24 protein-coding genes and 1 tRNA gene are annotated in these 26,037 nt (G+C 73.0%); 6 read left to right on the top strand and 19 right to left on the bottom strand.

Going from position 1 to position 26,037, the window contains the following annotated elements; all coding sequences use genetic code 11:
• Positions 1-10: 10 nt before the first annotated feature.
• The 14 genes from hutG to ET989_RS08325 all read right to left on the bottom strand — a co-directional run bounded on the left by hutG (position 11) and on the right by ET989_RS08325 (position 13,146).
• Positions 11-1,057, bottom strand: coding sequence for a formimidoylglutamase (hutG, locus tag ET989_RS08255; protein WP_131168070.1), 1,047 nt, complete (start codon positions 1,055-1,057; stop codon positions 11-13).
• A 74-nt stretch (positions 1,058-1,131) separates the two neighbouring features.
• Entirely contained in the window at positions 1,132-1,647 is a 516-nt protein-coding gene (locus tag ET989_RS08260; RefSeq protein WP_002857647.1) for a CoA-binding protein, read from the bottom strand.
• A gap of 3 nt (positions 1,648-1,650) precedes the next feature.
• Positions 1,651-3,024, bottom strand: a complete 1,374-nt coding sequence (locus ET989_RS08265) for an O-acetylhomoserine aminocarboxypropyltransferase/cysteine synthase family protein (RefSeq protein ID WP_131168071.1) — start codon at positions 3,022-3,024, stop codon at positions 1,651-1,653.
• Between the two features lie 169 nt (positions 3,025-3,193).
• Positions 3,194-3,463, bottom strand: coding sequence for a hypothetical protein (locus ET989_RS08270; RefSeq protein ID WP_131168072.1), 270 nt, complete (start codon positions 3,461-3,463; stop codon positions 3,194-3,196).
• Positions 3,460-3,669, bottom strand: coding sequence for a hypothetical protein (locus tag ET989_RS08275; protein ID WP_131168073.1), 210 nt, complete (start codon positions 3,667-3,669; stop codon positions 3,460-3,462). The genes ET989_RS08270 and ET989_RS08275 overlap by 4 nt, the downstream gene beginning before the upstream one ends.
• Positions 3,670-3,925: 256 nt before the next feature.
• Positions 3,926-4,462: a metallophosphoesterase family protein gene (locus tag ET989_RS08280; RefSeq protein WP_131168074.1), complete on the bottom strand. Its 537-nt coding sequence runs from the start codon at positions 4,460-4,462 to the stop codon at positions 3,926-3,928.
• 8 nt (positions 4,463-4,470) lie between these two features.
• The gene (locus ET989_RS08285; protein WP_131168075.1) at positions 4,471-5,277 is read right to left on the bottom strand and encodes a DUF1648 domain-containing protein; all 807 of its coding nucleotides are present in this window, start codon (positions 5,275-5,277) and stop codon (positions 4,471-4,473) included.
• Between the two features lie 9 nt (positions 5,278-5,286).
• Positions 5,287-6,171, bottom strand: coding sequence for an EamA family transporter (locus ET989_RS08290; protein ID WP_131168076.1), 885 nt, complete (start codon positions 6,169-6,171; stop codon positions 5,287-5,289).
• A 785-nt stretch (positions 6,172-6,956) separates the two neighbouring features.
• Positions 6,957-8,147 (bottom strand): phosphoglycerate dehydrogenase, encoded by a 1,191-nt coding sequence (serA, locus tag ET989_RS08300; protein ID WP_131168077.1) that lies wholly within the window; start codon positions 8,145-8,147, stop codon positions 6,957-6,959.
• Between the two features lie 10 nt (positions 8,148-8,157).
• A complete protein-coding gene (locus ET989_RS08305) occupies positions 8,158-8,943 on the bottom strand; it encodes an ABC transporter ATP-binding protein (protein ID WP_131168078.1) in 786 nt (261 codons plus the stop codon).
• The gene (locus ET989_RS08310) at positions 8,943-9,770 is read right to left on the bottom strand and encodes an ABC transporter ATP-binding protein (RefSeq protein ID WP_131168079.1); all 828 of its coding nucleotides are present in this window, start codon (positions 9,768-9,770) and stop codon (positions 8,943-8,945) included. Before ET989_RS08310 ends, ET989_RS08305 begins: the two co-directional genes overlap by 1 nt.
• Positions 9,767-10,579, bottom strand: coding sequence for an ABC transporter permease (locus tag ET989_RS08315; RefSeq protein WP_131168080.1), 813 nt, complete (start codon positions 10,577-10,579; stop codon positions 9,767-9,769). The genes ET989_RS08310 and ET989_RS08315 overlap by 4 nt, the downstream gene beginning before the upstream one ends.
• Positions 10,576-11,529 (bottom strand): ABC transporter permease, encoded by a 954-nt coding sequence (locus tag ET989_RS08320; RefSeq protein ID WP_131168081.1) that lies wholly within the window; start codon positions 11,527-11,529, stop codon positions 10,576-10,578. The genes ET989_RS08315 and ET989_RS08320 overlap by 4 nt, the downstream gene beginning before the upstream one ends.
• A gap of 6 nt (positions 11,530-11,535) precedes the next feature.
• Complete coding sequence (locus tag ET989_RS08325) at positions 11,536-13,146, bottom strand: ABC transporter substrate-binding protein (RefSeq protein WP_131168082.1); 1,611 nt, start codon at positions 13,144-13,146, stop codon at positions 11,536-11,538.
• A 110-nt stretch (positions 13,147-13,256) separates the two neighbouring features.
• On the opposite strand from ET989_RS08325, the gene ET989_RS08330 reads away from it, so the two are divergent.
• The 3 genes from ET989_RS08330 to ET989_RS08340 all read left to right on the top strand — a co-directional run bounded on the left by ET989_RS08330 (position 13,257) and on the right by ET989_RS08340 (position 16,061).
• Positions 13,257-13,333 (top strand) — tRNA-Met (locus ET989_RS08330).
• 83 nt (positions 13,334-13,416) lie between these two features.
• Positions 13,417-14,715: a M16 family metallopeptidase gene (locus ET989_RS08335; RefSeq protein ID WP_131168083.1), complete on the top strand. Its 1,299-nt coding sequence runs from the start codon at positions 13,417-13,419 to the stop codon at positions 14,713-14,715.
• 2 nt (positions 14,716-14,717) lie between these two features.
• Positions 14,718-16,061, top strand: coding sequence for a M16 family metallopeptidase (locus ET989_RS08340; protein ID WP_165490091.1), 1,344 nt, complete (start codon positions 14,718-14,720; stop codon positions 16,059-16,061).
• Positions 16,062-16,080: 19 nt separating this feature from the next.
• Here the strand turns inward: ET989_RS08340 and ET989_RS08345 are convergent, their stop codons facing one another.
• The 3 genes from ET989_RS08345 to ET989_RS08355 form a co-directional block, all read right to left on the bottom strand.
• Positions 16,081-18,945, bottom strand: a complete 2,865-nt coding sequence (locus ET989_RS08345) for a UPF0182 family membrane protein (RefSeq protein ID WP_241656273.1) — start codon at positions 18,943-18,945, stop codon at positions 16,081-16,083.
• Positions 18,946-19,015: 70 nt separating this feature from the next.
• Positions 19,016-19,534: a PPA1309 family protein gene (locus ET989_RS08350; RefSeq protein ID WP_421958215.1), complete on the bottom strand. Its 519-nt coding sequence runs from the start codon at positions 19,532-19,534 to the stop codon at positions 19,016-19,018.
• Positions 19,531-20,580 (bottom strand): YlbL family protein, encoded by a 1,050-nt coding sequence (locus ET989_RS08355; RefSeq protein WP_131168086.1) that lies wholly within the window; start codon positions 20,578-20,580, stop codon positions 19,531-19,533. Before ET989_RS08355 ends, ET989_RS08350 begins: the two co-directional genes overlap by 4 nt.
• An 80-nt stretch (positions 20,581-20,660) precedes the next feature.
• On the opposite strand from ET989_RS08355, the gene ET989_RS08360 reads away from it, so the two are divergent.
• Positions 20,661-22,028, top strand: coding sequence for a zinc-dependent metalloprotease (locus ET989_RS08360; RefSeq protein ID WP_131168087.1), 1,368 nt, complete (start codon positions 20,661-20,663; stop codon positions 22,026-22,028).
• 6 nt (positions 22,029-22,034) lie between these two features.
• On the opposite strand, the gene ET989_RS08365 is transcribed toward ET989_RS08360, so the two are convergent.
• On the bottom strand, positions 22,035-22,562 hold the full coding sequence (locus ET989_RS08365) for a SprT-like domain-containing protein (RefSeq protein ID WP_131168088.1): 528 nt from the start codon (positions 22,560-22,562) through the stop codon (positions 22,035-22,037).
• Positions 22,563-22,811: 249 nt separating this feature from the next.
• On the opposite strand from ET989_RS08365, the gene ET989_RS14925 reads away from it, so the two are divergent.
• Positions 22,812-22,973, top strand: coding sequence for a DUF5679 domain-containing protein (locus tag ET989_RS14925; RefSeq protein WP_165490092.1), 162 nt, complete (start codon positions 22,812-22,814; stop codon positions 22,971-22,973).
• 162 nt (positions 22,974-23,135) lie between these two features.
• The gene (locus ET989_RS08370) at positions 23,136-23,933 is read left to right on the top strand and encodes a hypothetical protein (RefSeq protein ID WP_131168089.1); all 798 of its coding nucleotides are present in this window, start codon (positions 23,136-23,138) and stop codon (positions 23,931-23,933) included.
• 1 nt (position 23,934) lies between these two features.
• On the opposite strand, the gene ET989_RS08375 is transcribed toward ET989_RS08370, so the two are convergent.
• Entirely contained in the window at positions 23,935-25,989 is a 2,055-nt protein-coding gene (locus ET989_RS08375) for an ATP-dependent DNA helicase UvrD2 (protein WP_131168090.1), read from the bottom strand.
• Positions 25,990-26,037 lie beyond the last annotated feature (48 nt).

Genomic DNA, 26,037 nt, shown 5'->3' on the forward strand with positions numbered 1-26,037 from the left:
CCGGCCCGCCTCAGGCCAGCAGCGAGGCGTCCGTGCGGTGACGGCTGACGATCGTGTGGATCAGCCGGGCCGCGGCCTTCGCCGTGCGGCCGTCCACGTCCAGGGCGGGGTTGAGCTCCACGACGTCGGCCAGGGCCAGCTTCCCGGACTGGGTGGCCTCCAGCGTGCACGCGTGGATCACCTCGTACGGCACGCCGAAGCCGGCCGGTGCGCTCACCCCCGGGGCGACGGCGGCCGGCAGCACATCCAGGTCGATCGTCAGGTAGAGCACGTCCACCGCGTTGATGAAGGAGCGCACCCAGCGGCGCACGCCGGTGACGTCGGCGGTCTGGGCCTGCTCGTCGGTCACCCACGTGACCCCGCGTTCGCGCGCGGTGTCGAACAGGGCCCGGGTGTTGTTGGCCTCGCTGATGCCCACCACCGCGTAGGAGAGCTGATGCTCCGCCCCCTCGGCGTCGCGCAGCGCCTGCAGGAACGGGGTGCCGGAGCTGGGCCGCGGCGCCTCGCGCAGGTCGAAGTGCGCGTCCAGGTTGAGGATGCCCACGCGGGTGCCCGCACCCACGCGCGTCGAGCCGGTCAGGCCCGTGATCGAGGCGTAGGCGGTCTCGTGTCCACCACCGAGCACCACGGCCAGGTCGTGCGCGTTCAGCAGCCCGCTGACCACCGTGCCCAGCTCGACCTGGCCCGCCTCGAGCTCCCCCGGGGCGTCGTCGTCGCCGCGGGCCACGGACACGTCGCCCGCGTCCACGAGCGCGCCCGTGCCCTCGAGGTACGCCAGCGAGGCGAGTGCGCCGCGCAGCGCCTCCGGGCCGTCCTCGGCGCCCACGCGGCCGTGGTTCCGGCGCACGCCCTCGTCCGAGGCGAAGCCGACGAGCGCCGTGGACCGCGCGCCCGACGTCGGAGCGCCGGCGCCGGGGTGGCGCTGCGTCGTCGTGGGATCGCCGCGGCCGTCGGCGGGGCGGACGACCTGGTGCCAGCGCAGGTGCTCGGGGGCGTCGCCGTCGGTGCGGCCGGTCCAGGCGGGGGAGAGGGACGGGGAGGGGAGCTCGGAGGTCATGGGACCATCCCACGCCATCGACGGGCGGGTGCGCAACGAGGGCCGGACGACGCCCGACACGGGGCGTCGCCCGTCTAGCGGTCCAGCTCCTGGCGCCGCGAGCTGATCACGCCGGTGACGAAGCCGGCGAGGTTGAGCCCGCCGTGGAAGCGGGCGTGCTCGATCTTCACGCAGCGATCCATGACGATCTCCAGGCCCGCGGCCTCGGCCTGACGCGCGGCGTCCTCGTTCCAGATGCCCAGCTGCAGCCACACGGTCCGGGCGCCCACGCGGGCGGCGTCCGCCACCACCTCGGGGGCGTCGGAGGACTTGCGGAACACCTCCACGAGGTCCGGGGTGACGGGCAGGTCGTCCAGCGAGGCGTAGACGCGGTGGCCGAGGATCTCCTTGCCGGCCGCGGCGAGCACGGGATTGACGAAGTAGACGTCGTACGTGGTCGAGCTCAGCAGGTACGTGGCCACGAAGTAGGACGCACGGGCCGGCTTGTCCGAGGCGCCGACGATCGCGATCGAGCGGGTGCGCCGCAGGATCGCCAGGCGCTCGGGGGCGCCGGGGCCGGTCCAGGTGCGCTCGGGGTGGGTGGTGCTCACGGCTCAGGCCTCCTTCGGCGCGGCCGGGGCGCCGTCGTCGTCGCGGGTGCGGCCGGTGGCCGCGGTGAGGGCCTGGTCCAGGTCCCAGAGGATGTCCTCGACGTCCTCGATGCCCACCGAGATGCGGATCAGGTCCGCCGGGATGCCCGCGGCCACGAGCTGCTCGGCGGTGAGCTGCTGATGGGTCGTCGTGGCGGGGTGCAGCACCAGCGTCTTCGCGTCGCCGATGTTGGCCAGGTGGGAGGCCAGCTGCAGCGCGGAGATGAAGCGCGACGCCGTCGCGCGCCCGGCCTCCGGACCGGAGGCGCCGTCGTCGGTGTCCGTGGCTGCCGGGGCCACACCGAAGCTGAACACCGAGCCGACGCCCCGGGGCAGCAGCTGCTGCGCGCGGGCGTGGTGCGGATGGTCGGGCAGCCCCGCGTAGCGGACCCAGGAGACGCGCGGGTCCTCGTCCAGCCACTGCGCCACGGCCTGCGCGTTGGCGAGGTGGCCGTCCATGCGCGGGGCCAGCGTCTCGACGCCGAGCAGCAGCTGGAACGCCGACTGCGGGGCCAGCGACGGGCCGAAGTCGCGCAGCTGCTCCGAGCGGAGCTTGGTGAGGAAGCCGTACTCGCCGAAGTTCCCCCACCAGGAGACGCCGCCGTACGAGGGCACGGGCTCGGTCATCGACGGGAACTTGCCGTTGTCCCACGGGAAGCGGCCGGACTCCACCACGACGCCGCCGAGCGTGGTGCCCTGCCCGCCGAGGAACTTCGTGGCCGAATGGATGACGATGTCCGCGCCGTGCTCGATCGGCCGGATCAGGTAGGGCGGGGTGAGGGTCGCGTCCACGACGAGCGGCACGCCGTGCCGGTGGGCGACGTCGGTCAGGCCCGGCAGGTCCACGACGTCACCGGAGGGGTTGGCGACGATCTCCGTGTAGACCGCCTTGGTGTTGGGCTGGAGGGCGGCCTCGAAGTCCGCGGCCTCGGCGGAGTCCACGAACGTGGTCTCCACGCCGAACCGGCGCAGGGACACGTCCAGCTGGGTGATCGTGCCGCCGTAGAGCTTCGAGGACGCCACGATGTGGTCGCCGGCCCCGGCGAGGGCCGCGAAGGTGACGAACTCGGCGGCCATGCCGGACGCCGTCGCGACGGCGCCGATGCCGCCCTCCAGCGTGGCGACGCGCTCCTCGAACGCGGCGACCGTGGGGTTGCCGATCCGCGAGTAGATGTTGCCGTACTTCTGCAGCGCGAAGAGGTTGGCGGCGTCCTCGGCGGACTCGAACACGAACGAGCTGGTCTGGTGGATCGGCACCGCGCGGGAGCCGTGGACGGCGTCCGGGACGGCGCCCGCGTGCAGCGCCTGGGTGCGGAAGCCGAACTCGTGGTCAGCCACGGGGGTCCTTTCGATGGAGGCTTCGGGACAGTCCGTCCCATTGTCCCGGGCGAGGCGCGCCGGGGGCAGGGTGGGCACGTCGCAGAGCGTCACGCGGGGCCGGCCGCACCCCGGAGGCACGGACGCCCCGCCCCCGGGGGTCCGGGGGCGGGGCGTGGGTGCGTGGGGGTCAGGCCTGCGCGGGGCCGCGCCGGCCCGCCAACGCCCCGAGGAGCAGGGCGACGACGAGCACGCCGACGCCCGCGAGGCGCACGCCCCAGCCGCCGTCGGCGGACTGGCTGCTGTAGACGACGGCGGCCACGAACGTCACCACGGCGGCGATGCCGGAGCTCACAGGCACCGACTGCTCGCCGCGGCGGCGGGCCGCGGTGAACATCCAGGCGAGGACGAAGGCGCTGACCGCGACGACGGCCAGGAGGGCGAGAAGGAGCGCGTTCATCGGCGGAGCTCCATCACGAGCTCGGCGCACGAGCCGAAGCCGAACAGCGTCCAGACGTTGCCCCCGAGGAACCCGGAGATGCGGGCGGCGTCCTGCTTCCGCGGGGCGCCTGCGCCCGCGGCGGCCGCGGCGGCAGGGGAGGCTGACATCGTGGTGAGGAGCGCGGCCGTCGCGACGCCGGCCACCCATCGTTGTGCACGTCTCATGCTGGTCTCCTTGTCGAAGTGCTCATGCCGGGCCGCCGTCCGGCACACCGGGGATGGCGTCGCGCCCCCGGACCATGGGGCCCGGGATCTCAGGCGTCGGAGTGCGGAGCTGTCACGCGGATGTGATGCGACCCACGCAAACCATAGACGTGTCATGCGATGCGTCGACCACACCGTCACGTCGCGTCGATGGCCGCTCCATGGCGTGGCACGGCTGTGGGGGCAAGCCGTGCGGGCGAGAGGTCGGGGCGGGGTGTCAGGGCGTGCGGTCCACGGGCACCAGCTCCACGTCCTCGAGCCGCCCGCCCCGCACCACCGCGCGCATCAGCGTGCACACCGGCTGCCGCCGCCGGTCCGTGCAGGAGCCGGGGTTCAGCAGCCGCAGGCCCGGGTTCGCGGTCTCCGGCCCGGCCACGGTGTCCCACGGGATGTGGCTGTGCCCGAAGACCAGCACGTCCGCATCCGGGAACGCCGCGGCCATGCGGCGCTCACGGCCGGCCGCCGGGCCCGTCTCGTGGACCATCGCGATCCGCACCCCGCCGATCTCCACCCGCGCCACCTCGGGCAGCCGCGCCCGCAGCCCCGGCCCGTCGTTGTTGCCCCACACGCCCACCAGCCGGACGGCCCGCGCGTCGAGGTCGTCGAGCACGTCCTCGGTCACCCAGTCGCCGGCGTGGAGCACGACGTCGGCCCGCGCCACCTCGGCCCGCATCTGCGCGGGCAGGGCACGGGCACGCTGCGGGATGTGGGTGTCCGCGATCAGGAGCAGGCGGACGGCGACGTCGTCGGGCACGGTCCGCCTCACCGCGCGGCGAACGCGCCGAGCCAGAGCGCCAGCGGCAGGCCGACGATGAACACGGCCACGAATCCGCGCACCAGCCACCGGCCCGCCGGGGTGGCGAGGTTGACCGTCACACCCACGCCGTAGCCGGGGCGTTTGGCGGGGAAGACGGCCGGGTCCTCGGGGTCGCGCTTGAGCCCCAGGGGCGTCCACACCTCGTCCTCGGCGAGCTCCGCGGCCGTGGGCCGGTACCCGAGCTCCGCCGCGACGCGGTCCGACCAGCGCGTCCACCGCCGAATGCCGGCCCGCATCGCCGGGAAGATGCCCACCATGAGCACGGTCAGCGTGAGGGGCAGGAGCCACCACGGCATCGTCCACGCCCCGGCGGCGAGCACCTCGGCCGTCGTCGGGGCCAGCACCAGCACGATGAGCACGCACGACCACCCGAGGCACTCCTGGACCCCGCGGTGCACCCCCGCCTGGCGCACGCGCCGCCACGGGGACAGCCCCGGATCCGTGGGGACCAGGGCGGTGACCATCGCGGAGACCAGGGCCAGGAACCCCGTCATGCCGAGGCCGATCAGCGGCCCCGCCGCCACCGTGCCGAACGAGGTGTCCTCCCACGCATCCGGCCGCCCGTCGACGCCCCAGTGCGTGGGCACCCGCTCCGGCAGGCCCGGCAGGGCGACGAGGGCCCACCCCAGCAGTGCCAGGCACAGCGCGGCCGCGAGCAGGAACGGCAGCCACGGACGCAGCCGGCCACGGCGCAGGGCGTCGCGCTCGGCGGCGGGGACGTCGTCGGGGGCGGGATGGGGCGGGTGGGGCATCCACCCAGGCTAGCCACGGGCCCCGCCCGCCACACCCGGTGATCGGCCCGTCCAGACGGCGGCTGCGCACGCCGCGATGACCAGCAGCATCCCCGCCAGGTCCAGCGGGGTGAGCTCCTGCCCGCGCACGGCCCACGCGGTCAGCGCCGCCGCGATCGGCGAGAGGCACGTCAGCAGGGAGAACAGTGCGGTCGGCATGCGGCGCAGCACCTGCAGGTCGATCCCGTACGGCACCGCCGTGGACAGCAAGGCCACGGCCAGCCCCACGACCAGCACCACGGGGGAGAGCACGGCCGCCCCCGCCGTCGCGACGCCGACCGGCAGCGCCACGAGGGACCCGGCCGCCGTCGCCAGGGCCAGCCCCTGCACCCCCGGCAGATGGGTCCCCGCGCGCCGCGAGAGCAGGATGTACCCCGCCCAGCACGCCGCCGCGGCCAGCGCGAGCGCCACCCCCACCGGGTCCAGCCCCGCCCCGCCGATCCCGCCGTCCGCGCTGAACCCCTCCCGGCCGAGCACCCCGATCCCGGCGAGCGCGAGGGCCGCCCACGCCGCCGACCCCCACGACGGCCGCGCCGCCACGGACAGCGCCAGCGGCCCGAGCACCTCGAACGTCACGGCCACGCCCTGCGGGATCCGCGCGAACGCCTCGTAGATGGCCAGGTTCATGCCGGTCATGGCCGCCCCCAGCCCGACGACGGCGGCCCACCCCCGGGTGCCCAGTCCGGCGAGGGCGGCGCGGCTCGGCCGGGTGACGAGCAGCAGCACGGCCGCGGAGAACACCACGCGCAGGGCGACCATGGCGGACGCGCCGACGTCGTCGAACAGCAGGCCCGCCACGGACGCGCCGAGCTGCTGGCTCAGCAGCGAGAGCAGGACGAGCAGGACGAGACGCACGGGCTCAGCCTAGGGGCGCGCCGCGCCGCCCCGGCCCCGGCCGGCGCGCTCCCCGCGTCCGGCCCGCCGAATGTGACCGCCACCCCCGGCCCGCCCCGGCGCCGCTCTTAGCGTGGGACTCCACGTGCCCCACGCCCCGCGGCATCGTGCCCGGCGGGGTGCCCGCCTCCGGACCGAGGAGATCGACATGCCGTTCACCGACCAGACGGACGCGTCCGCGCCGCCCGCAGCCACGCCCACCCCGCTCGGCACCGTCCCGGCGCTCGCGCGCCCCGCCGACCTGCCCCGCGACCTGGCCGGCCTGCGCCGCCACTTCGCCCCGGTGTTCGCGCGGATCGCCGCCGGCTCCCGCGAGCGCGACCGCCGCCGGATCCTCCCGTTCGAGGAGGTCCGCGCGCTCAACGAGGCCGGCTTCGCCACGCTGCGGGTCCCCGCGGAGGCCGGTGGGCCCGGTGTGGACGTGCGGACCGCCGTCGCCCCTGCTGATCGACCTCGCGGAGGCGGACGCGAACGTCGCGCACCTCTACCGCTCGCACCTGGGCTTCCTCGACTCCCTCCGCTTCCAGCCCGCCGCCGTCCGCGAGCGCTGGCATGCCCGGATCCTGGCCGGCGCCACGGTCGGCAACGCGTCCACCGAGAAGGGCGGCAACGCGCTGGGCACGCTCAACACGGTCCTCACCCCGGCACCCGCGGGCGACGGCCCGTGGACCCTGACCGGCACCAAGTTCTACGCGACCGGCTCGATCTTCTCCTCGCACACGCGCGTCTCCGCCGCCCACGGGGCGTCAGCGCACCTCGACGCGGACTGCCTCGGGCATCGCCTTCAGGGCCGCGACCACGGCGTCCGACACCTCGCCGGCGATGTCCAGCACCACATAGCCGGTCTGGCCGCGCGTCGCCAGCGTCTGGCCCTCGATGTTGGTGCCGTGCTCGGCGAGGATCGTGTTGATCGTCGCCAGGACACCCGGCACGTTGCGGTGCAGGTGCATGATGCGGCGGGCGCCGGGGCGCTGGGCCTGGACGGCCGGCAAGTTCACCGACAGCACCGTGGAGCCGTTCTCGGCGTAGTCGGCCAGCTTGTTCGCCACGAAGTACCCGATGTTCTCCTGCGCCTCCTCGGTGGAACCGGCGACGTGCGGGGTCAGGATGACGTTCGGGGTGCCGCGCAGCGGGTTGTCGAAGCCGGGCCCGTTCTTCTTCGGCTCGGTGGGGAACACGTCGATCGCGGCGCCGGCGATGTGGCCGGAGTCGAGGTGGCGCTTGAGCGAGTCGGTGTCGACCACGAACCCGCGCGACAGGTTGAGGAACAGCGAGCGGGGCCGCATCATCGAGAACTCGGCCTCACCCCAGATGCCCCGGTTGGCGGTGCGGCCGTCCACGTGCAGCGAGATGGTCTCGGCCTCGGACAGCAGCTCCTCCAGCGACTCCATCCGGCGGGCGTTGCCCAGCGCGAGGCGGTCGACGATGTCGTAGAACAGCACCCGCATGCCGAGGCTCTCGGCCACCACCGACAGCTGGGAGCCGATGTTGCCGTAGCCGACGATGCCCAGAGAGCGCCCGCGGATCTCGTGGCTGCCCTTGGCCGACTTCACCCACTCGCCGGCGTGCATGCGGGCGTTGTGGTCGGTCAGGTGGCGTGCCATCGCGATGATCTCGCCGATGGCCAACTCCACCACCGAGCGGGTGTTGCTGTAGGGGGCGTTGAACACGGCGACGCCGTGCCGGGTCGCCTCATCGAGGGCGATCTGGTTGGTGCCGATGCAGAAGGCCCCCACGGCCCGCAGCCGGGGCGCCGCAGCGAACACCTGCGGCGTCAGCATCGTGTTGGAGCGGATGCCCAGCAGGTCGACGCCGTCGAGGGCGGCGATGAGGTCGTCCTCGCCGAGTGCGCTCGGCAGGGTCTCCACCTCGTAACCGCGATCGGTCAGGAGCCGGATGCCAGCCGGGTGGATGTTCTCGAGGAGGAGCGCCTTCACCCGGGGGATTCTACGACCGGGCGCGGAACGTCGGGATCGCGGCCACCAGTCGGGCGGTGTAGGGGTGCTCCGGGGCCGTGAACAGCCGCTGGGTGGGGCCGCGCTCGACGATCCGTCCGCCCTGCAGGACGACGGCGTCCGGGCACACGTGGCGGACGACGGCCAGGTCGTGACTGACGAACAGCAGGGTGAGGCCGAGGTCGTCCACCAGCGCCATCAGCAGGTTCAGCACGTGGGCGCGCACCGACACGTCGAGGGCGGAGACGGCCTCGTCGGCGATGAGCACCTGCGGCGAAGGCGCCAGCGCCCGGGCGATCGCGATGCGCTGGCGCTGCCCACCGGAGAACTCGTGCGGGTAGCGGCTTGCTGCGTCGGCGGGCAGGCCCACGGCGTCCAGCACCTCGGCGACGCGGCGGCGCTGGTCGAGGGCCCCCAGCTCGCGGCGCACCAGCGGGCTGCGCAGAGGCTCGGCCACGACGTCGCCCACGCGCATGCGGGGGTTCAGGGAACTGCGCGGGTCCTGGAAGACGAACTGCACGGACGCCCGCAGGAAGCCCAGCTGCCGTTCGGGCACGCCCGAGACCGGCCGGCCGCCGAAGTGGACGGTGCCGGACGTGGGCCGGTCCAGGCCGGCCATCAGCCGGACGAGCGTGGACTTTCCCGACCCCGACTCCCCCACGATGCCCAGGCGCTGGCCGGGCTCGACGGTGAGGCTCACGTCTTCCAGCGCGACAACGCTGCGGCGTCCGGTGGTGTACACGCGGGTGAGGCCATGGACCTCGAAGAGGGCGGTCATCAGGGCACCCGGACGTGGTCGGCGACGGTGGGCAGGCGGGTGCCGGGCTCCAGCAGGTCGAGGCGCGCGGTGGCGACCAAACCGGCCGCATAGGGGTGCCGCGGGTCGGTGAAGACTTGCTCGGCGGTCCCCCGCTCGACGACCCTTCCGTTCAGCATCACGACGACGTCGGAGCACAGCTGCGAGACCACGGCCAGGTCGTGGCTGATGAACAGGCAGCTGGCGCCCACGGCCTCCAGCACCTCGTCGAGCACCCGCAGGACGGTGGCCTGCACGGTCACGTCGAGCGCGGTGGTGGGCTCGTCGCAGATGACCAGGCCCGGGCGGTTGACCAGCGCCATCGCCGTCACGACGCGCTGTCGCTGCCCGCCCGAGAGCTGGTGAGGGTAGCTGTCGGCGACGCGCTCGGCGTCGTCGAAACCGACCGCCCGCAGCATGGCGAGCACGGCCGTTCGGGCCCGGCCGGCGTCGCGGTCACGGTGCAGGCGGAACGCTTCGGCCACCTGGCGGCCGGCCGTCATCGTCGGGTCGAGAGCCGTCATGGGCTCCTGGAAGATCATGCTCATCCGGTCACCACGCACGCGGGACAGCGCACGGTCGGACAGACCGACCAGTTCGGTGCCGTCGAGCCGGATCGAGCCGGTCACCCGCGCGTTGTCGGGCAGCAGCCCCATGATGGCCAGCGCGGTCACGGTCTTGCCCGAGCCGGACTCGCCGATGATGCCGAGTCGCTGGCCCGCGGCCAGGTCGAGGTCGAGGCCGCGGACGACCGGGTCCTTGCGCCCGAACGCGATCGACAGATCGCGCACCTGCAACAGGCTGGTCACGAGACCTCCTGCAGCTTCGGGTCGAGGAAGTCGCGCAGGCCGTCGCCGACGAGGTTGAACCCGAGCACGGCGCCCGCGATGGCCAGGCCGGGCCAGACCGCCTGGCCGGGATGGCTGAAGAGGTAGGTCTGGGCGTCCCCGAGCATGCGCCCCCACGAGGGAACGGTCGGCGGCGTGCCCAGCCCGAGGTAGCTCAGGGCCGCCTCTGCGAGGATCGCCATGGCGAAGCTCACCGACGCCTGCACACCCACGAGGTGGGCGATGTTGGGCAGGACGTGCCGCACCGCGATGACGGGCACCGGGGTGCCGGACGCCCGCGCTGCGAGCACGTAGTCGGACGCCAGCACCGACAGCGCCCCCGCCCGCGTGACCCGGATGAACGCCGGGATCGTGGCGATGCCGATGGCCAGCATCGCCGTCTCGGTCGAGGCGCCGAACACGCCGGCCAGCAGGATGGCCAGGAGCAGGGCCGGGAAGGCGTAGGCGACGTCGACCGCCCGCATCATGCCCTCGGCGCCCCAGCGCGGCAGCCACGCGGCGAGAATGCCGAGCGGCACCCCCACCAGGGCGGCGATGCCGACGGCGATGATGCCCACGTACAACGCCGACCGGGCGCCGACCAGGATCCGGCTGAACGTGTCGATTCCCATGTGGTCGGTGCCCAGCACGTGCGGCCACCCGGGCGGCGCCAGGCGCGGTGCCGAACCGACGCCGGTCGGGTTGAACGGCGTCCACACGAACGACAGCAGCGCCAGCGCCACGACGCCCGCGACCAGGACCAGCCCGATCCAGAGCTCGGCGCGCTTCACGAGGACTCCCGGGCGCGCAGACGGGGGTCGATCAACACGTAGCTGACGTCGACCAGGGCGTTGATCGCGAGGACGGCGAGCACCAGCAGCATGACGATGCCGCGCACGACGGCGAGGTCGTGCTGGCTCACCATGTCCAGCAGCAGGGAGCCGAGGCCGGGCAGGACGAACACGCGCTCGATGACGATGGCGCCGACGATGACGGCGGCCAACTGCAGGCCCACCACGGTGACCAGGGAGAGGGCGGCGTTGCGGACGCCGTGGCGTGCGAGCGCCCGCCAGCGCGTCCAGCCGATGGAGCGAGCGGTGCGGTAGTGGTCCTCGCCCAGCACCTCGAGGAAAGCCGAGCGGACGTAGCGGACCAGCACGGCCGCCTGAACGACACCCAGCGCCGTGACCGGCAGGACGAGGTGGCGCGCCCAAGCGACCGGGTCGCGGCCGATCGGCACGTAGCCGTTCGGTGGCAGCCAGCCCAGCGTGACGCCGAAGACGAACACGAGCAGGATGCCCGCCCAGAAGGCCGGGACGGCCATGCCCACCTGGGCGGCCGTCGAGGTGAGGAAGCCCGGCCACTGGCGCCGCTTGAGTGCCGCCACGGCCCCGAGCGGCAGCGCGATGAGCAGGGCGAGCAGGAGTCCGCCCACCACCAGGGAGATGGTCACCTCGGCGCGCGGGCCGATCAGGGTGGCGACGGGCAGCCCGGAGAACCAGGAGCGCCCGAAGTCCCCGGTGGCCATGCCGAACACCCAGTCGAGGTACTGGACGACGAAGGGCCGGTCGGTGCCCAGCTCGGCCCGCTTGGCGGCGAGCTGCTCCGCCGTCGCGCCGTGGCCGAGGATGACGGCGGCGACGTCACCGGGCAGCGCCTGGGTGATCACGAAGATCACCACGGACGCGAGGGCCAGGCTCAGCGCGAAGATGCCCAGCCGCGCCAGCACCTGGCGGGCCACCTGCCGTCAAGCCTTGGCGATCGTGGTGACGTCGAACGCCAGCGAGCTGTTCGCGTTTTCCGGCACGCCGGTGACGCCGGTCTTGGTGACGACCAGGTTCGGGAGGGCAAACAGCCATACGGCGGCGGCGTCCTCGGCGATGAGGCGGGACGCGGTGCGCATCTCGGCCTCGTACTCGGCCACGGTGCCGGCGTCCGCGCGGGCCACTGCCTCCTGGACGGCGGGGTTGTCGTAGCGCCAGTAGTAGGCCGGGTTGGCGTAGGTGACGACGTCGCGAGGTTCGACGTGCGCGACGATCGACAGGTCGTAGTCGGCCTTCTGGAGGACGGTGTCGACCCAGCGGGCCGGGAACTGCAACTCCTCGACCTGGGCGGTGATGCCCACCGCGCCGAGCTGCGAGGCCACGAACTGGGCCGCCTTGCTGGCGTACGGGAGGGCCGCCGGCTGCAGGCGCAGGGTGAGCTGCGGGTGGCCGGCCTCGGCGAGGAGGCGCTTGGCCTCCTCCGGGTTGTACGGGTGGGTGCCGGTCAGGTCCTCGTACCAGACGTCGGTCGGCACGGACATCGACCCGATCAGGGTGCCCTTGCCGAACCACACGGTGTCCAGCAGCGCCTGGCGGTCGATGGCCATGGTGATGGCCTTGCGGACGCGGACGTCCTTCAGCGCCTCGTTGCCGGTGCCCGGCGTGACGCCCTCGGGCGTGGCGCCGTTGTTGATCGACAGGGTCACCTCAGCGTCGGTGCTGCCCTCGATGACGGTGAAGCGTGAGGTGTCGGAGAACTGCGCGAGGGTCTCGGGGGCCTGCAGGTTCGAGATGATGTCGAGCTGCCCCGAGAGCATGGACGCATTCATCGCGTTCGGGTCCTTGAAGTAGCGGAACGTGACCTCGTCGAAGCGCGCCGGGGTTCCCCAGTACTGAGCGTTCTTCTCCAGGACGATCGAGTCGCCCGGCAGCCAGCGGCCCAGCGTGAGCGGCCCCGACCCGGCTGTCTCGGAGTTGGCGGCCGCGAAGCCGGCCGGGTTCATCACGATGCCCGCGGCGCCGGCCATGTCGAACAGCCACGTGACGCTCGGGCGCGTCAGGGTGATGTCGATGGTGGTCGGGTCGACGACCGCGGTGGCGGCGACGACCGACATGGCCTTCTTCAGCTTCGGTGCGGTGGTGCCGTTCTGGATCCGGTCGATGTTCGCGGCGACCGCCTCGGCCGTGACGGGGGTGCCGTCGGAGAACCTGGCGTTGGGGCTCAGCTTGAACGTGTAGGTGAGCCGGTCCTCTGACACGTCCCAGGCCTGGGCGAGCAGCGGCTTGAGGTGGCCCTCGGCGTCGATGCGAACGAGCGTCTCGAAGACGTTGTAGAGCAGCGCCTGTGTGCCGGCCGCGGCGTCCGTGGCCGTCGGGTCGAGCGTCGCCGGCTCGGCGGTCGCGCCGACGACGAGGGTGCGGGTCTCCGCGGGTTGCTGTGTCGCGGTCGCACCGGGGTCGGGCGCCGCGGGCGTCGTCGTGGGCGCTCCCCCGCCGGTGCACGCGGTGAGCGCGAGCGCCATCGCTGCCACGGCTGCACCGATGGTGCGTCGTGCGCGTCGCGTCGCGCCGATCGGCGGCTCTGACTTGGCCATGCGTTCCTCCCGGGTCACCGCTGGGCGCGGACAAGCCTACTGCACCACCCAACGGGCCGCCGATTTGGGTTCGGTGCGCGGGTGGGGTAATGTAGTCAAAGCAACAACGACGCGGGGTGGAGCAGCTCGGTAGCTCGCTAGGCTCATAACCTAGAGGTCAGGGGTTCAAATCCCCTCCCCGCTACCACAGTATGAGGCCCGACCCCGCAAGGGGCCGGGCCTCGTCGTTTCTCCACCGGCCCAAGCGAAGCGGTGTGCTTGGATGGGCAGGTGACCACTGCCGTTCCACTCGGGTACCCGATCCATACCCAGACGCTGCCGAACGGCCTGCGTGTGATCGTGAACCCCGACCACGCCGTCCCCTTCGTGGCGGTCAACCTCTGGTACGACGTCGGCTCCCGCGACGAGGAGCCCGGGCGCACCGGCCTGGCGCACCTGTTCGAACACGTGATGTTCCAGGGCTCGGCCAACGTCGCCTCCGGCGAGCACTTCAACACCCTGCAGGCCTCGGGCGCGACCGGCAACGCGACGACCTGGTTCGACCGCACGAACTACTTCGAGGCCGTCCCCGCCGGCGTGCTCGACCTGGCCCTGTGGCTGGAGGCAGACCGGATGGCCAACCTGCTGCCCGCCCTCACGCAGGAGAACCTCGACACGCAGCGCGAGGTCGTCAAGGAGGAGAAACGGCAGCGCTACGACAACGCCCCCTACGGCGACACGATCGACCACCTGCTGGCGCTGGCCTTCCCTCCCGACCACCCCTACGGCCACACCGTGATCGGGTCGATGACGGACCTGGACGCCGCGTCGCTGGCCGACACCCACGCGTTCTTCACCACGTGGTACTCCCCCGGGAACGCGGTCCTCACCCTCGTCGGCGACGTCACGGCCGAGGAGGGGTTCGCCAAGGCACAGGCCTACTTCGGCGGGCTGCCCAGCCGGGACGTGCCCGAGCGCGCCGCCGTGGAACCGCTCGCGCCGCACACCGGCGTCCCCCGCACGGTGACGTCCGCCCCGGTGCCGGCCAACATGCTCTACCTGCAGTGGTTGACCCCGCCGCGCGGCACCCGCGCCGCCGACGCGGTCGACATCGCACTTTCCGTACTGGGCGCCACCGAGGTGTCGCGCCTGTACCGCCGGCTGGTCCGCGACGACGCGAGCTGTTCGGGCGCCGGCTCGTCGTCCGTCCCCCTGGTGAAGGGCAACTCGCTGTCACTGGCGTACGCCCGCGCCCTCGACGGGCAGGACCTCGCCGCCATCGAGGAGGCCCTGTGCGCCGAGGTGGCGCGCCTGTGCTCCGGGGGCCCCACCGAGGCAGAGTTGCAGCGCGCCCACATCCAGTTCGAGAGGGAGTGGCTGGCCGAGTGCGCCCGCCTGGAGTCTCGCGCTGACCTGTTCAGCGGCTACGCGACGATGTTCGGCGACCCGGAACGGGTGAACCGGCGGATCGTCGAGTACGGCAGCATCCGCGCCGACGAGGTGCGCGAGGCGGCTGAGACCTGGCTCCGGCCCGAGAACCGGGCCGTCCTGGAATACCGACGCGGACCGATGGGACCCGAACAATGGTGACGATGCCCGCACGCCCCACGATCCGCCAGCCCCGGCCGTGGTCGTTCCCGACGGGCGCCACGACCACCCTCGACAACGGGCTGAAGGTCATCGTGCACGAGCTGCCCGGCCAGTATGTCGTGTCGGTGGGCCTGCTGCTCGACGTCCCCCTCAGCAGCGAACCGGCCGACCGCGAGGGCGTGGCCCTGCTCACGGCCAGCACGCTGACCGAGGGAACCCACTCCCACCCCGGCACGACGTTCACCGAGGCGGTCGAGGCGTCCGGCGCGGTGGTCGAGGCCAGCGTCGGCTACAGCCACGTCCACGTGCTGGCCGACGTGCCCGGTGCCCACCTGCGCCCCACGATCCGGCTGCTCGCCGAAGCCGTCCGGGAGCCGCAGCTCCTCGACGCCGACGTGGAGCGCCACCGCATCCTCCATCTGGCCCAGCTCGAGCAGCAGCTCGCCACGGGTTCCGGGCGCGCCAACCACGCCCTGCGCCGCGCGCTGGTCGACCCCGGGTTCCGCGCCTCGCGGGCCAAGCACGGCATGCCGGGAGCCCTGGCCGAGGTCACGGGCGCCGATGTCCGGGCCCACCACGCGGCGACCAACGGCCCTCGCGGCAGCGTGCTCGTGCTGTCGGGCGACTTCGACCAGGGCGTGCTGGACGAGGTGCAGGCCGCCTTCGGCTCCTGGGAAAACCCCGACCAGCGGTCGGTCGCGCACGAGGTGCCCACCGCGCGCGCCCGCGGGGCGTGGCTCATCGACCGGCCGGGTTCGGTGCAGGCCGACGTGCGATGGGGTTGGTTCAGCATCGACCGCACCGACCCGCGCTGGCCCGACCTGCAGGTCGCCACCAACGCGCTGGGCGGGGCCTACCTGAGTCGGCTCAACCGCGTCCTGCGGGAAGAGAAGGGTTTCAGCTACGGCGTCAGCCTGGTCAACTCGCCGCTACGCAGCGGCGGTTACACCTACACGCACGGATCGTTCCGCAACGAGGTCGTGGGCGAGGCGCTCTCCCTCATGCCGTCGTTGCTGGACGTGGCGGCCGACCCCGTCACCCCCGACGAGGTCGCCCGTGCTCGCGACTACCTGGTGGGCACCACGCCCCTGCGCTACGCGACGGCCTCCGGCGTCACGGTCGGCGTGCTGAGCCTCATCGGCGCCGGACTGGGCCCAGACGCCGTCGAGAAGCAACTGGAGGGCTACCGTCGCGTCACGCCCGACAGCGCGTCCGCGGCGGCCGCCGAACTCGTCGCTATCGACGCCGGCTCGCTGGTCGTGGTCGGCGACGCGGGCGCCCTGGAGGGACCGCTCCGCGCCGCCGGCTGGGAGCCAACCGTGGTGCCGGCCGGCGTGTGGATCTGAGCCATCAGCGGCCCACCACTCAGCGGCCCAGCGCCCGGATAGCCTCCTCGGTCGCGGCCTTGGCCTCGGCCAGGCGCGCCTGGTAGCCCGCCAGGTCGCCGGCCTTGAGCGCCGCATCGGCAGCGTCGAAGGCGGTGTCGGCCCGGTTGAGCGCGTCGATCGCGGCGGCCTCGTCCACCACGCCCGTGGGCGGGGTGGACGTGCCGGGGTCGGCCTGGCCCGGAGCGGGGGTCGCCTGGGGCGGGGTCTGCCCCGGCGTCGGCTGGGCAGGGTCCGGGGTCGTCACCGGGAGCTCGCCCGTCTCGGCACCCGCGTCACCGACGAAGACGCGGTCGAGCGCCTCCTGCAGCGTGCTGCCGATGCCCACGTGTTCGCCGAAGCGGACGACCACGAACGTCAGGGCCGGGTACGCGCCCGCATTGCCGCTGCGCTCGGTGTAGATCGGCTCGACGTACAGCAGGCCGTTGCCCATGGGCAGCGTGAGCAGGTTGCCGAATTTGATGGACGCCGACCCCCGGGTCTGGGTGTACGGCAGCAACCGCTCGGCGACCTCGGGGTTCTGCGTGATCGCGTTCTGCGTCTGGCCCGGGCCGTCGATCTGGCGGCGGTCGGACATCCGCAGGATGCGCAGCTGGCCGTAGTTGGGGCTGGAGGCGTCGGCGTTCACCGCGAGGTAGCTGGCCAGGTTCTGACGGTTCTGGGGCACGAACACGGCGGTCTGGCTGAAGATCGGCTCATCGTCGCCGGGCCACTTGATCGACAGGTAATAGGTGGGTTCCTTCTGCCTCTCGTTGCTCTGCACCGGGTCGATCGGGACCTCCCACACGTCGGTGCCGTTGTACCAGACGCGCGGGTTGCCGACGTGGTAGCGACCCAGGACCTCGCGCTGCACCTTGAACAGGTCCTCCGGGTAGCGCAGGTGATCCATCAGGTCGTCGCTGATCTCGCTGCGCGGGGTGACCGATCCCGGGAAGGCGGCCTCCCACGTGCGCAGCAGCGGGTCGGTCTCGTCCCACGCGTACAGCGTCACGGCGCCGTCGTAGGCGTCCACCACGGCCTTGACCGAGTTGCGCATGTAGTTGATCGGCTGGTCCAACTGGACGCCGAGCGCGGTGCTCTGCGTCGTTGACGTGGCGTCCCGCAGCAGGACGCGCTGGCTGTTCGGGTAGGTCGCCGACGTCGTGTAGGCGTCCACGATCCACACCAGGCGGCCCTCCACGACGGCCGGGTAGGTGTTGCTGTCCACGGTCAGCCAGGGGGCGACCTTCTCGACACGCTGCTTGGGTGTGCGGTCGTACAAGATCTTGGAGTTCTCGTTCACGCGGTCCGACAGCAGGATGTTGATGTCGGCGAAACGGGTGGCGTACAGGAGGCGTCCGAGCAGGTTGCCCATGGGCACGCCACCGCTGCCGTCGTACTCGTTGTACTGCTCGCCGCCGCCCTCGGCGCCGCCGGGCGAGTCGAGCTCGATCGGGGCCTGGCCCTCGGCGCGGCCCACGATGGCGAAGTTGTTGGACTGCTCGCCGTAGTAGATGCGGGACTGGGTCTCCTCGATCTTGCCCACCGGCGGGATGTCGCGGGTGATCCAGACCGGCTCACCGTTGCCCTGGCGGCGGTTGCCGTAGGCCGACACGAAGCCGTGGCCGTGGGTGTACACCGTGTGCAGGTTGTTCCAGTTGGGGTCGGGGATGTTCGCCTGGTTCAGCTCGCGGGCGGCCACGACCACATCGGTCTCGGCGCCGTCGATGGTGTACCGGTCGATGTCGAGGATCTCGGGGAACGCGTAGTAGCCGCGCACCTGCTGGAGCTGGTCGAACGTCGGGCCGATCACCTGCGGGTCCATGAGGCGGATGCCGGGCAGGGCCGCGGCGTCCTCCTTGAGCTGCCCGGGTGAGACCTGGGTGACGGCCTCGTACTCCTCGATCTCACGCTCGGCGATGCCGTAGGCCTGGTTCGTCGCCTCGAGGTGCAGTGCGATGTAGTCGTTCTCGCGGTCGGGCTCGTTCGGGCGCACCTGGAGGGTCTGGACGATCCACGGATAGATCATCGACAGGATCAGGCTCGAGACGAGCATCAGCACGACGCCTGCGCCGGGGACGATGGTGCGCCGCCAGAAGATGTTCACCACGAACAGGGCCGCCACGATGAAGGCGATGACGGCGATGACCAGCTTGGCGTCCATCCGGGCGTTGGCGTCGGTGTAGTGCAGGCCGGTGAACAGGGTGCCCTGCTCCAGGACCAGCGCGTAGCGGTCGAGCAGGTTCTGCAGGCCGTAGACCACCAGCACGGCGGCGCCGAGGGTCGACAGGTGCACGGTGGCCGGGCGGGTGGCGCGGCGCCCGTCCCCCTGGCCCGGCGCCAGGTTGCCGACGGCGAAGTGCACGGCGGCCGCAGCGACGAAGGCGAACACCAAGCCGCTCATCAGCAGCGACATCGCCAGGCGCCAGACCGGGTACTCGAGCATGAAGAAGGTGATGTCGAGGCCGAAGGTCGGCTCGACCACCCCGGACGTCTGCCGGTTCCACCACGCGAGCACCGGCAGTGTCTGCGTCGCGGTCGACAGGCCGGCCATGAAGCCGAACATGCCGGCGGGCAGCAGCATCGCGATGGCCGCGTTCTGCTCCAACAGGTCGCGGTAGCGGTCGAGCACGGCGGACGTCCCGCGCCGGCGGTGCTCCGGGCGGGTGCGGTAGGCCGCGAGCATATTGCCCCACAGCAGGCCGCCGACGACGAGGGTGCCGAGCACGAACAGGACGATCTGGACCACGAGTTGGGTCACGAACACGCCGGTGAACCCGATGGAGTCGAACCAGAGTTTCTCGGTCCACAGGCTCGCGGCGAGCATGAATGCGCCGATGAGGGCGGCCAGGATGACGGCCGTCACCACGAGGGGACTGCGGCGGGGAGAGGTTGGGACTTGCACGACGGCGGGCTCCTTGGGAGGTAGCTTCGGGTTACGGCTGGGTCAGGGTGCGGGCGAGCGCGTCACCCAGGCCGGGGACGAGGTCGTCCGCGGCGAGGAGGTCCTCGGGGTTGCTGCGCAGGCGGGCGACGCCGTAGCGGCCCCCGGCGCGGGTGACGCCCACGACCACGCGGACCTCGCGGCGCTCGGGGTGTTCGGCGACGAAGGTCGCCGCCTCGTCCGCGTCCTCGGGGATGGTGGCCTCGACGTGCGGCGGGACGAAGAGGCGCTCGATGGCCAGCGCGCACCCGGCGACAGCGTCGGGCCACATGATGTGGTCGAGGTCGTCGATGAGGTCCGCGCCCGTGTGGAAGCCGTCCTGCTCGATGGAGCTCAGCGCCCCCTCGGGCAGCCCGTCCGGGCGCGCAAGCTGCTCAGCCAGCGACGGCTCGGCCGCCACGAGCTCAGCGGTCGGGACGAGCGCGAACAGGCGCGCGGGCTGGTCCCAGCCACCGTGCGTGACGTGCCGCTCGATCTCGAGCAGCGCCGCCGCGAGGGCGTCGTCGGTCATGTGCATCCCTTCACGAGCCCCTTGGTGGCCGGGTCGGCCAGCATCTCGAGGGAATTGATGGTGTCCTCCAGCGAGGCGACGCTCACCACGCGGACCGGAGAGGCGATGTCGGCCAGGTCGCCACAGTTGGCGGCGGGCACGAAGAAGACATCCGCCCCGTCGCGCTCGGCACCGGCCAGCTTCTCGCGGACGCCGCTGACGCGCGTCACGACGCCGGAGCCGTCGATGGCGCCCGTGCCGGCCACGGTTCGGCCGCCGGTCAGGTCGCCGGGCGTGATCTTGTCGAACACGGCCAACGCCATCATCAGGCCGGCGTGGGTGCCGCCCAGGGAGGGGTCGAGCGCGAGCTCGATGCGCGGCGCGTAGCTGTAGCCCATCACAAGGTTTCCGCCCCAGACGGGCAACAGGCCGTTCGTCTTGGAGGGCGCGGTGTCGATCTTGACCACGACGGGCTCCCGATCGCGCAGGACGGTGAACTGCACCTCCTGGCCGGCGGCCCGGGCCTCGATGGCCGCGCGGGCGTCCGCCACGGTGGGCGTCGGCGTGTCGTCGATGGCCAGGACGAAGTCGCCCGGGAACAGCTTGCCGGCGGCCGGGCCGGTGCTGGAGACCGTCTGCACCATCGGGATCTGCTCGACCTCGATACCCGCGGCGCGCAGGGCCGCGGCCGCGGCGTCCGCCTGAGAGGACGCCATCAGTTGGGCGTCACGCGCGCGGATGTCGTCGGCCGAGGTGCGGGCCGGGTACACGTGCTCGCGCGGGTAGACGTCGCGGTCCGGGGCCCAGTGCGCGTACAGGACCTCGGGGAGGCTGACCGGCGCGTCCGCGCCCGTCATCGCGGCGGTCGTCACGAGGACGTGACCGCTGGACTCGAAGGTTTCCAGGCCCTGCACCCGGACGACGGGGACGCCCTCGGGGGCGGCCAGCAGGTCGTGGGTGGGGCCCGGGGAGAGGGTGACGAAGCCGACGGGCCACATGGCCACGATCGCGGCGGCGACCACGAACAGCAACGCGGACACCGCGGCCGTCCACGTCTGCTTGGTCATGCGGGCGATCCTACAGGGGGCCCCGGACGCCCCCTTGCCCGGATGCCCCACAATGGAGGTGCCGAAGAAGGGAGCGCCAGATGGCAGCCGAGGACCAGCCCAACCCGATGGAGGAGTTCCTCCGCCAGTTCGGGATCCAGCCGGGACCGGACGGGACCTTCGACCTGGGCCAGCTCATGGGCCCCTTGCAGCAGGCGATGCAGCAGTTCAGCCGCCAGATGTCCGCCGCGGGCGCCGGTTCCGGCGACGGCCTCAACTGGAGGTTCGTGAAGGACATCGCGCGCAAGGTCACCGCCGCGGCCGGTCCCGACCCGAGCCCGTCGGCGTCCGACGCCGTCGCGATCCGCGACACCGTGGGCCTGGCCGACCTGTGGCTCGACCAGCACACCGCCTTCGACCGCACCAACGCACCCGCCGCGACGTGGAGTCGGGCCGAGTGGGTCGAGGGCACCATCGCGACCTGGGAGCAGCTGGCCGGCAGTGTGTCCACGTCGCTGGCCGGGGCGGTCGGTTCGCTGCTGCAGCGGGCCGAGCCGGAGGCCGCGCCGATGATGGCGATGATGGAGCCGATGATGAAGATGGCCGCGACCGGCATGCTGTCGGCGCAGGTCGGCCAGGGCATCGGCCAGCTCGCCACCGACGTGGTGAGCGGATCCGACCTCGGCTTCCCGCTCACCGCCAAGCCGGTCACGGCGCTGCTGCCCACCAACATCGCCCACTTCGCCGAGGGCCTCGACACGCCCATCGCCGACGTCCGCCTGTACCTCGCCCTCCGCGAGGCCGCCCGCCAGCGCCTGTTCGCCAACGTGGCCTGGCTCGGCCCGCAGATGCTGGCCCTCATCGAGCACTACGCCCGCCACATCACCATCGACGCCAGCGCTTTCGAGGAGGCGATGGAGGCGCAGATGCAGGGCGGGCTGACGCCCGAGCGCATGGAGGAGTTCGGCCAGCAGATGGCCGGCCGGCTGTTCCAGCCGACGCTGACCTCCGAGCAGGTGGAGATCCTCGGCCGCCTGGAGACCCTCGTGGCCAACGTCGAGGGCTGGGTCGACGACGTCGTCGCGCAGACGACCGCCACCCTCATGCCGCGAGCGGACGCCCTGCTCGAGACCGTGCGCCGCCGCCGCGCCTCGGCCGGCCCGTCGGAGACGGCCCTGAAGACGCTGCTGAACCTCGAGCTGCGCCCCCGCCGCGTCCGCGACGCGGCCAACGTGTGGGCGGCCGTCCGCAGCGCCAAGGGTGTCGAGGGTCGGGACGCCGTGTGGGCGCACCCCGACCTCGTGCCGACCGGCGCCGACCTGGACGACCCGCTGGGCTTCGCCGAGCACGGCCACGTGGGCGGATCCGCGGCGCCGGAGATGGACGACCTCGACGCGATGCTGGCCCGGCTCATCGAGCAGGAGCGCGGCTCCGACGGGGACGCGCCCCGCGAGGACGGGGAGGGCTGAGCGCCCTCACTCCTGCGCGTGTCGGCCCGTGAAGTCGACACCCTCCAGGAAACCGCGCGCCCGCTGGGACTCGGCGTGCGCGTTGACGATGCCCCAGAAGCGGGCGCTGTGCTCGCGCTCGGCCAAGTGGGTCACCTCGTGCAGCAGCACGTAGTCGACCACCCAGTTCGGCATGGTGCGGAGCCGCTCGCTGATGCGGATCTCCCCGGTCTGGATGGTGCACGACCCCCAGCGCGAGGCCATGTTGCCCACCCAGCGCACGCCTATTGCCGGCTCGGGGCCGTCGGTGTGGGACGCGACGTAGGTGCGGTACAGCTCGACGGCGCGGGCCGTGAGCTCGGAGTCGGCACGTGGCGGCCGCTGCCTGGCCTCCTTGGCCAGGAAGCGCTCGACCAGCCCCGGCACCATCTCGCGCCGCTGCCGGCCGCTCATGTGCTCGGGCACGACGACCACCAGGTCTCCGCCCTCGCGGAACGCCGTCATCGTGCGCGTCCGCCGGGACGAGGACCGGATCACGTAGCTCTCCTGCGCCATGGGGACGAGCCTAGGACCGCCCACCGACAATCGGCACGGATGCACCGTTTGACCCCCGCGCGGGTGCCCACTAGGTTGTGCGCAGGACCCCCGGATGGGGTCGGATGTCCGCAGGGGAAGGCAGACGTCCGACACACCGGGGGTCTTGCCTTGTCGCCAACCGCGACGCGCGGCGTTCCTGCCCTATGCTGGACGGGTCAGTCCCAGCGGGCGAGTCCGGTGGGGAACCGAACAGCCAGGAGGAAACCCGTGTCGAATGACACCTACAGCGGCAAGTTCTACTGCGTGAAGTGCAAGGACCACCGCGAGGCCGAAGGCGCCGTCTCGGTGAACGAGAAGGGCACCCGCATCGCCAAGGCCAAGTGCCCCGAATGCGGCACCAACCTCACCCGCTTCCTGCCGAAGGCCTGACCCGAGGCACAGGAAACAGACCCGCGAGGGGCACCGGTTCTCCGGTGCCCCTCGCGCCGTCTCGGGGCGTCGTCCCACCCGCGCGGCAGGAGGTGTTGTCCGGTTGTTGTCCGTCGTCCGGGCACCGCGTGTCGGGCAGCCGCGGCGGGCAGGGTGGGGCGCATGTCCACCCCCATGTTCTCGCTGGCCCGTCCCCTCAGCGTCCTCGTCCGCCCCGACAACGCCCTGCAGCTCGGCCTCGACGCCGAGGGCGGGCTGGTGTTCCCCGACGTCCCGCCGGGCGCGGACGCCGCGGTCCGCGCGTTGCGCCAGCCCCGCACGCTGCTCGAGGTGAGCCGCCTGGTGCCGGCGCTCCCCCGCGGCTGGCTGGACGGGCTGGTCGAGACCCTTCTGGACGCGGGCGCCCTGCGCCGGGTGGAGGCGGCAACGGCGCCCGCGGTCCTGGTGCTGGGCGGCGGCCCGCTCAGCGACCAGGCGGCCCGCCTGCTGGCCGCCGAGGGCTGGGCCGTGCGCGACGGCGTCTCCGGTGCGGTGGGGGGCGACGTGCCGGTGCTGGTCTGCGCGGCCACCGCGGAGCCCGACCGTGTGCTCACGCGCGACCTCACGGCATCCGGCCAGGCCCACCTCGTCGTGCGCGCCGAGCCGGAGCGGGCGGTCGTCGGGCCGTTCGTCGTCCCGGGGCGGGCGGCCTGCGTGGGGTGCACCGACCTGGTCCGACGCGACCTGGACGCCGGGTTTCCGCACCTGCTCGCTCAGCTCTGCCGCTCCGAACACACGCCTGCGCCCCGGCAGGCGGCATGGGCCGCGGCCGTGGCGTCCGCCCAGCTGGAGGCGTGGCGCGCCGGCCGCACCCCCGAGGCGCTGGGCGCGACCCTGGAGCTGGACGCCCACACCGGCGGCTACGGCGTCCGGGCGTGGCCGCGCCACCCGGACTGCGGCTGCGCGATGGCGTGGGGATAGCTCAGCCGTGGGCGGCCAGCACGTCGAGGACGGCCTGGCCGTACCGCTCCAGCTTGGTGCGGCCGACGCCGCTGATGCCGGACAGCTCGGAGAGCGACCCGGGCCTCTGCTCGGCGATGGCCATCAGCGTCGCGTCGGTGAAGATCACGAAGGCCGGCATGGACGCCTCGTCGGCCTGCGCCTTGCGCCAAGCGCGCAGCGCCTCCCAGGTGGCCTCGTCGTAGGCGGAGGGGCAGTCCGCGTGCCGCTTCAGCTTGCGCTCCGCGCCACTGGTCAGCCCGCGGCCGCAGACGCGGCAGGAGGCGGCCAGCGCGCTCCCCCGGCCCTGCCGCCGCCGACCGGACGCCGCGGGCGCGGCCTGCCGGGGGGCGACGATCCCGTCGAGGAACCGGCTCGGGCTGCGTCGCTGCCCACCGCCGTTGCGGGTGACCGACCACGACAGGCGCAGGTGCTCGCGCGCCCGCGTCACGCCGACGTAGAAGAGGCGACGCTCCTCGGCCACGGCCTCGGGGGCGGTGGCCAGGACGAACGGGAGGCTGCCCTCGTGGACGCCGATGATGGCCACGGCGTCCCACTCCAGGCCCTTGGCGGCGTGCAGCGTCGACAGGGTGACCCCCTGCCCCGTCGGCGCGTGCTGGGCGCGCGACCGGTGCTCGAACTCGGCGACGAGGGCGGCCACGTCGGCGTCCGGGTGGCTGCGGACGAACTCGGCGCCGACCCCCGCCAGCGCCGACCAGGACTCCCACCGCTCGCGGGCCGTGCCCTGCCCGGCGGGCGGCTCGGTGGTGAAGCCCAGACCCGCCAGCGCGCCACCCAGGACGGCGTCGGGCGCCTCGTCGGGCGTGGCCTTGGCGGCACCCCCCAGCGCACGCAGGGCGGCCCGCACCTCGGCGCGCTCGAAGAACCCCTCGCTCCCCCGGGTCGAGAACGGGATGCCGGCGTCGGCCAGCGCCGCCTCCAGGGCGGGCGACTGGGCGTGGATGCGGTACAGCACCGCCATCTCCGACCACGGCGTCCCCGCGCGGTGGCGCTCGGCCAGCCAGTCGGCCACGCCGGCGGCCTCCGCGGACTCGCTGGGCGAGCCGACATAGGTCGGCTCGGGGCCGTCCGGCCGCTGAGCGCGCAGCTCCACGCCGGGGCCGTTCCCCTTCATCACCTGGTTCGCCAGGGCCACCACCTGCGGGGTGGAGCGGTAGTCGCGGACGAGCTGGACGACCGTGGCCGCCGGGTGGCGGCGGGTGAAGCCGGTCAGGAAGCCCGCCTGGGCGCCGGCGAAGGAGTGGATGGTCTGGGCCGGGTCGCCCACGACGCAGATCTCCTCCGAGTCGCCGCGCCACAGGTCGAGCAGCGCCTGCTGGAGCGGGCTGACGTCCTGGTACTCGTCGACCACGAAGTGGCGGTAGGTGCGGCGCACCTCGCCGGCCACGTCGGCGTCCTCGGCGAGCAGGCCTGCGGTGCACAGCAGGATGTCGTCGAAGTCGATGACGCCGCGGGCCGCCTTGACCGCCTCGTAGTGGGCCAGCACGCGCCCGACCTGGTCGGGGGCCAGGCTGTTCACCTCCCGGCCTCGGCGGGCCGACAGGGCGGCGTACTCGCCGGGCGCGACGTTGCTGACCTTGGCCCAGCTGATCTCGCCGGCGACGTCGCGCAGCATGCCTGTGTCGGGCACGAGGCGCTCGCGGCGCAGGGCGTCCGCCACCAGACCGAGGCGGTTGTCGGCCACCGGCGGCAGGTCACTGCCGTAGGCGCGCGGCCAGAAGTACTGGGCCTGGCGCAGCGCCGCGGAGTGGAACGTGCGCGCCTGCACGCGGTGGACGCCGAGGGTGCGCAGCCGCTGCCGCAGCTCGCCGGCGGCCCGGGTGGTGAAGGTGAGGGCCAGGACGGCCGTCGGGTCGAAGGCGCCGGTCGCGACGCCGTAGGCGATCCGGTGCGTCATGGCGCGCGTCTTGCCGGTGCCCGCCCCGGCCAGGACGACCACAGGCCCTTCCAGCGCCTGCGCGGCACGGCGCTGCTCCGGGTCCAGCCCGGAGAGGATCTGATCGGCGTCGGCGGTCACATCGAGACACTGTAGGCGTCCGCACCGACAGTGCCGCGGAAAGTGTCG

It is taken from the genome of Propioniciclava sinopodophylli, from assembly GCF_004324755.1.
Taxonomy (GTDB): Bacteria; Actinomycetota; Actinomycetes; order Propionibacteriales; family Propionibacteriaceae; genus Propioniciclava; species Propioniciclava sinopodophylli.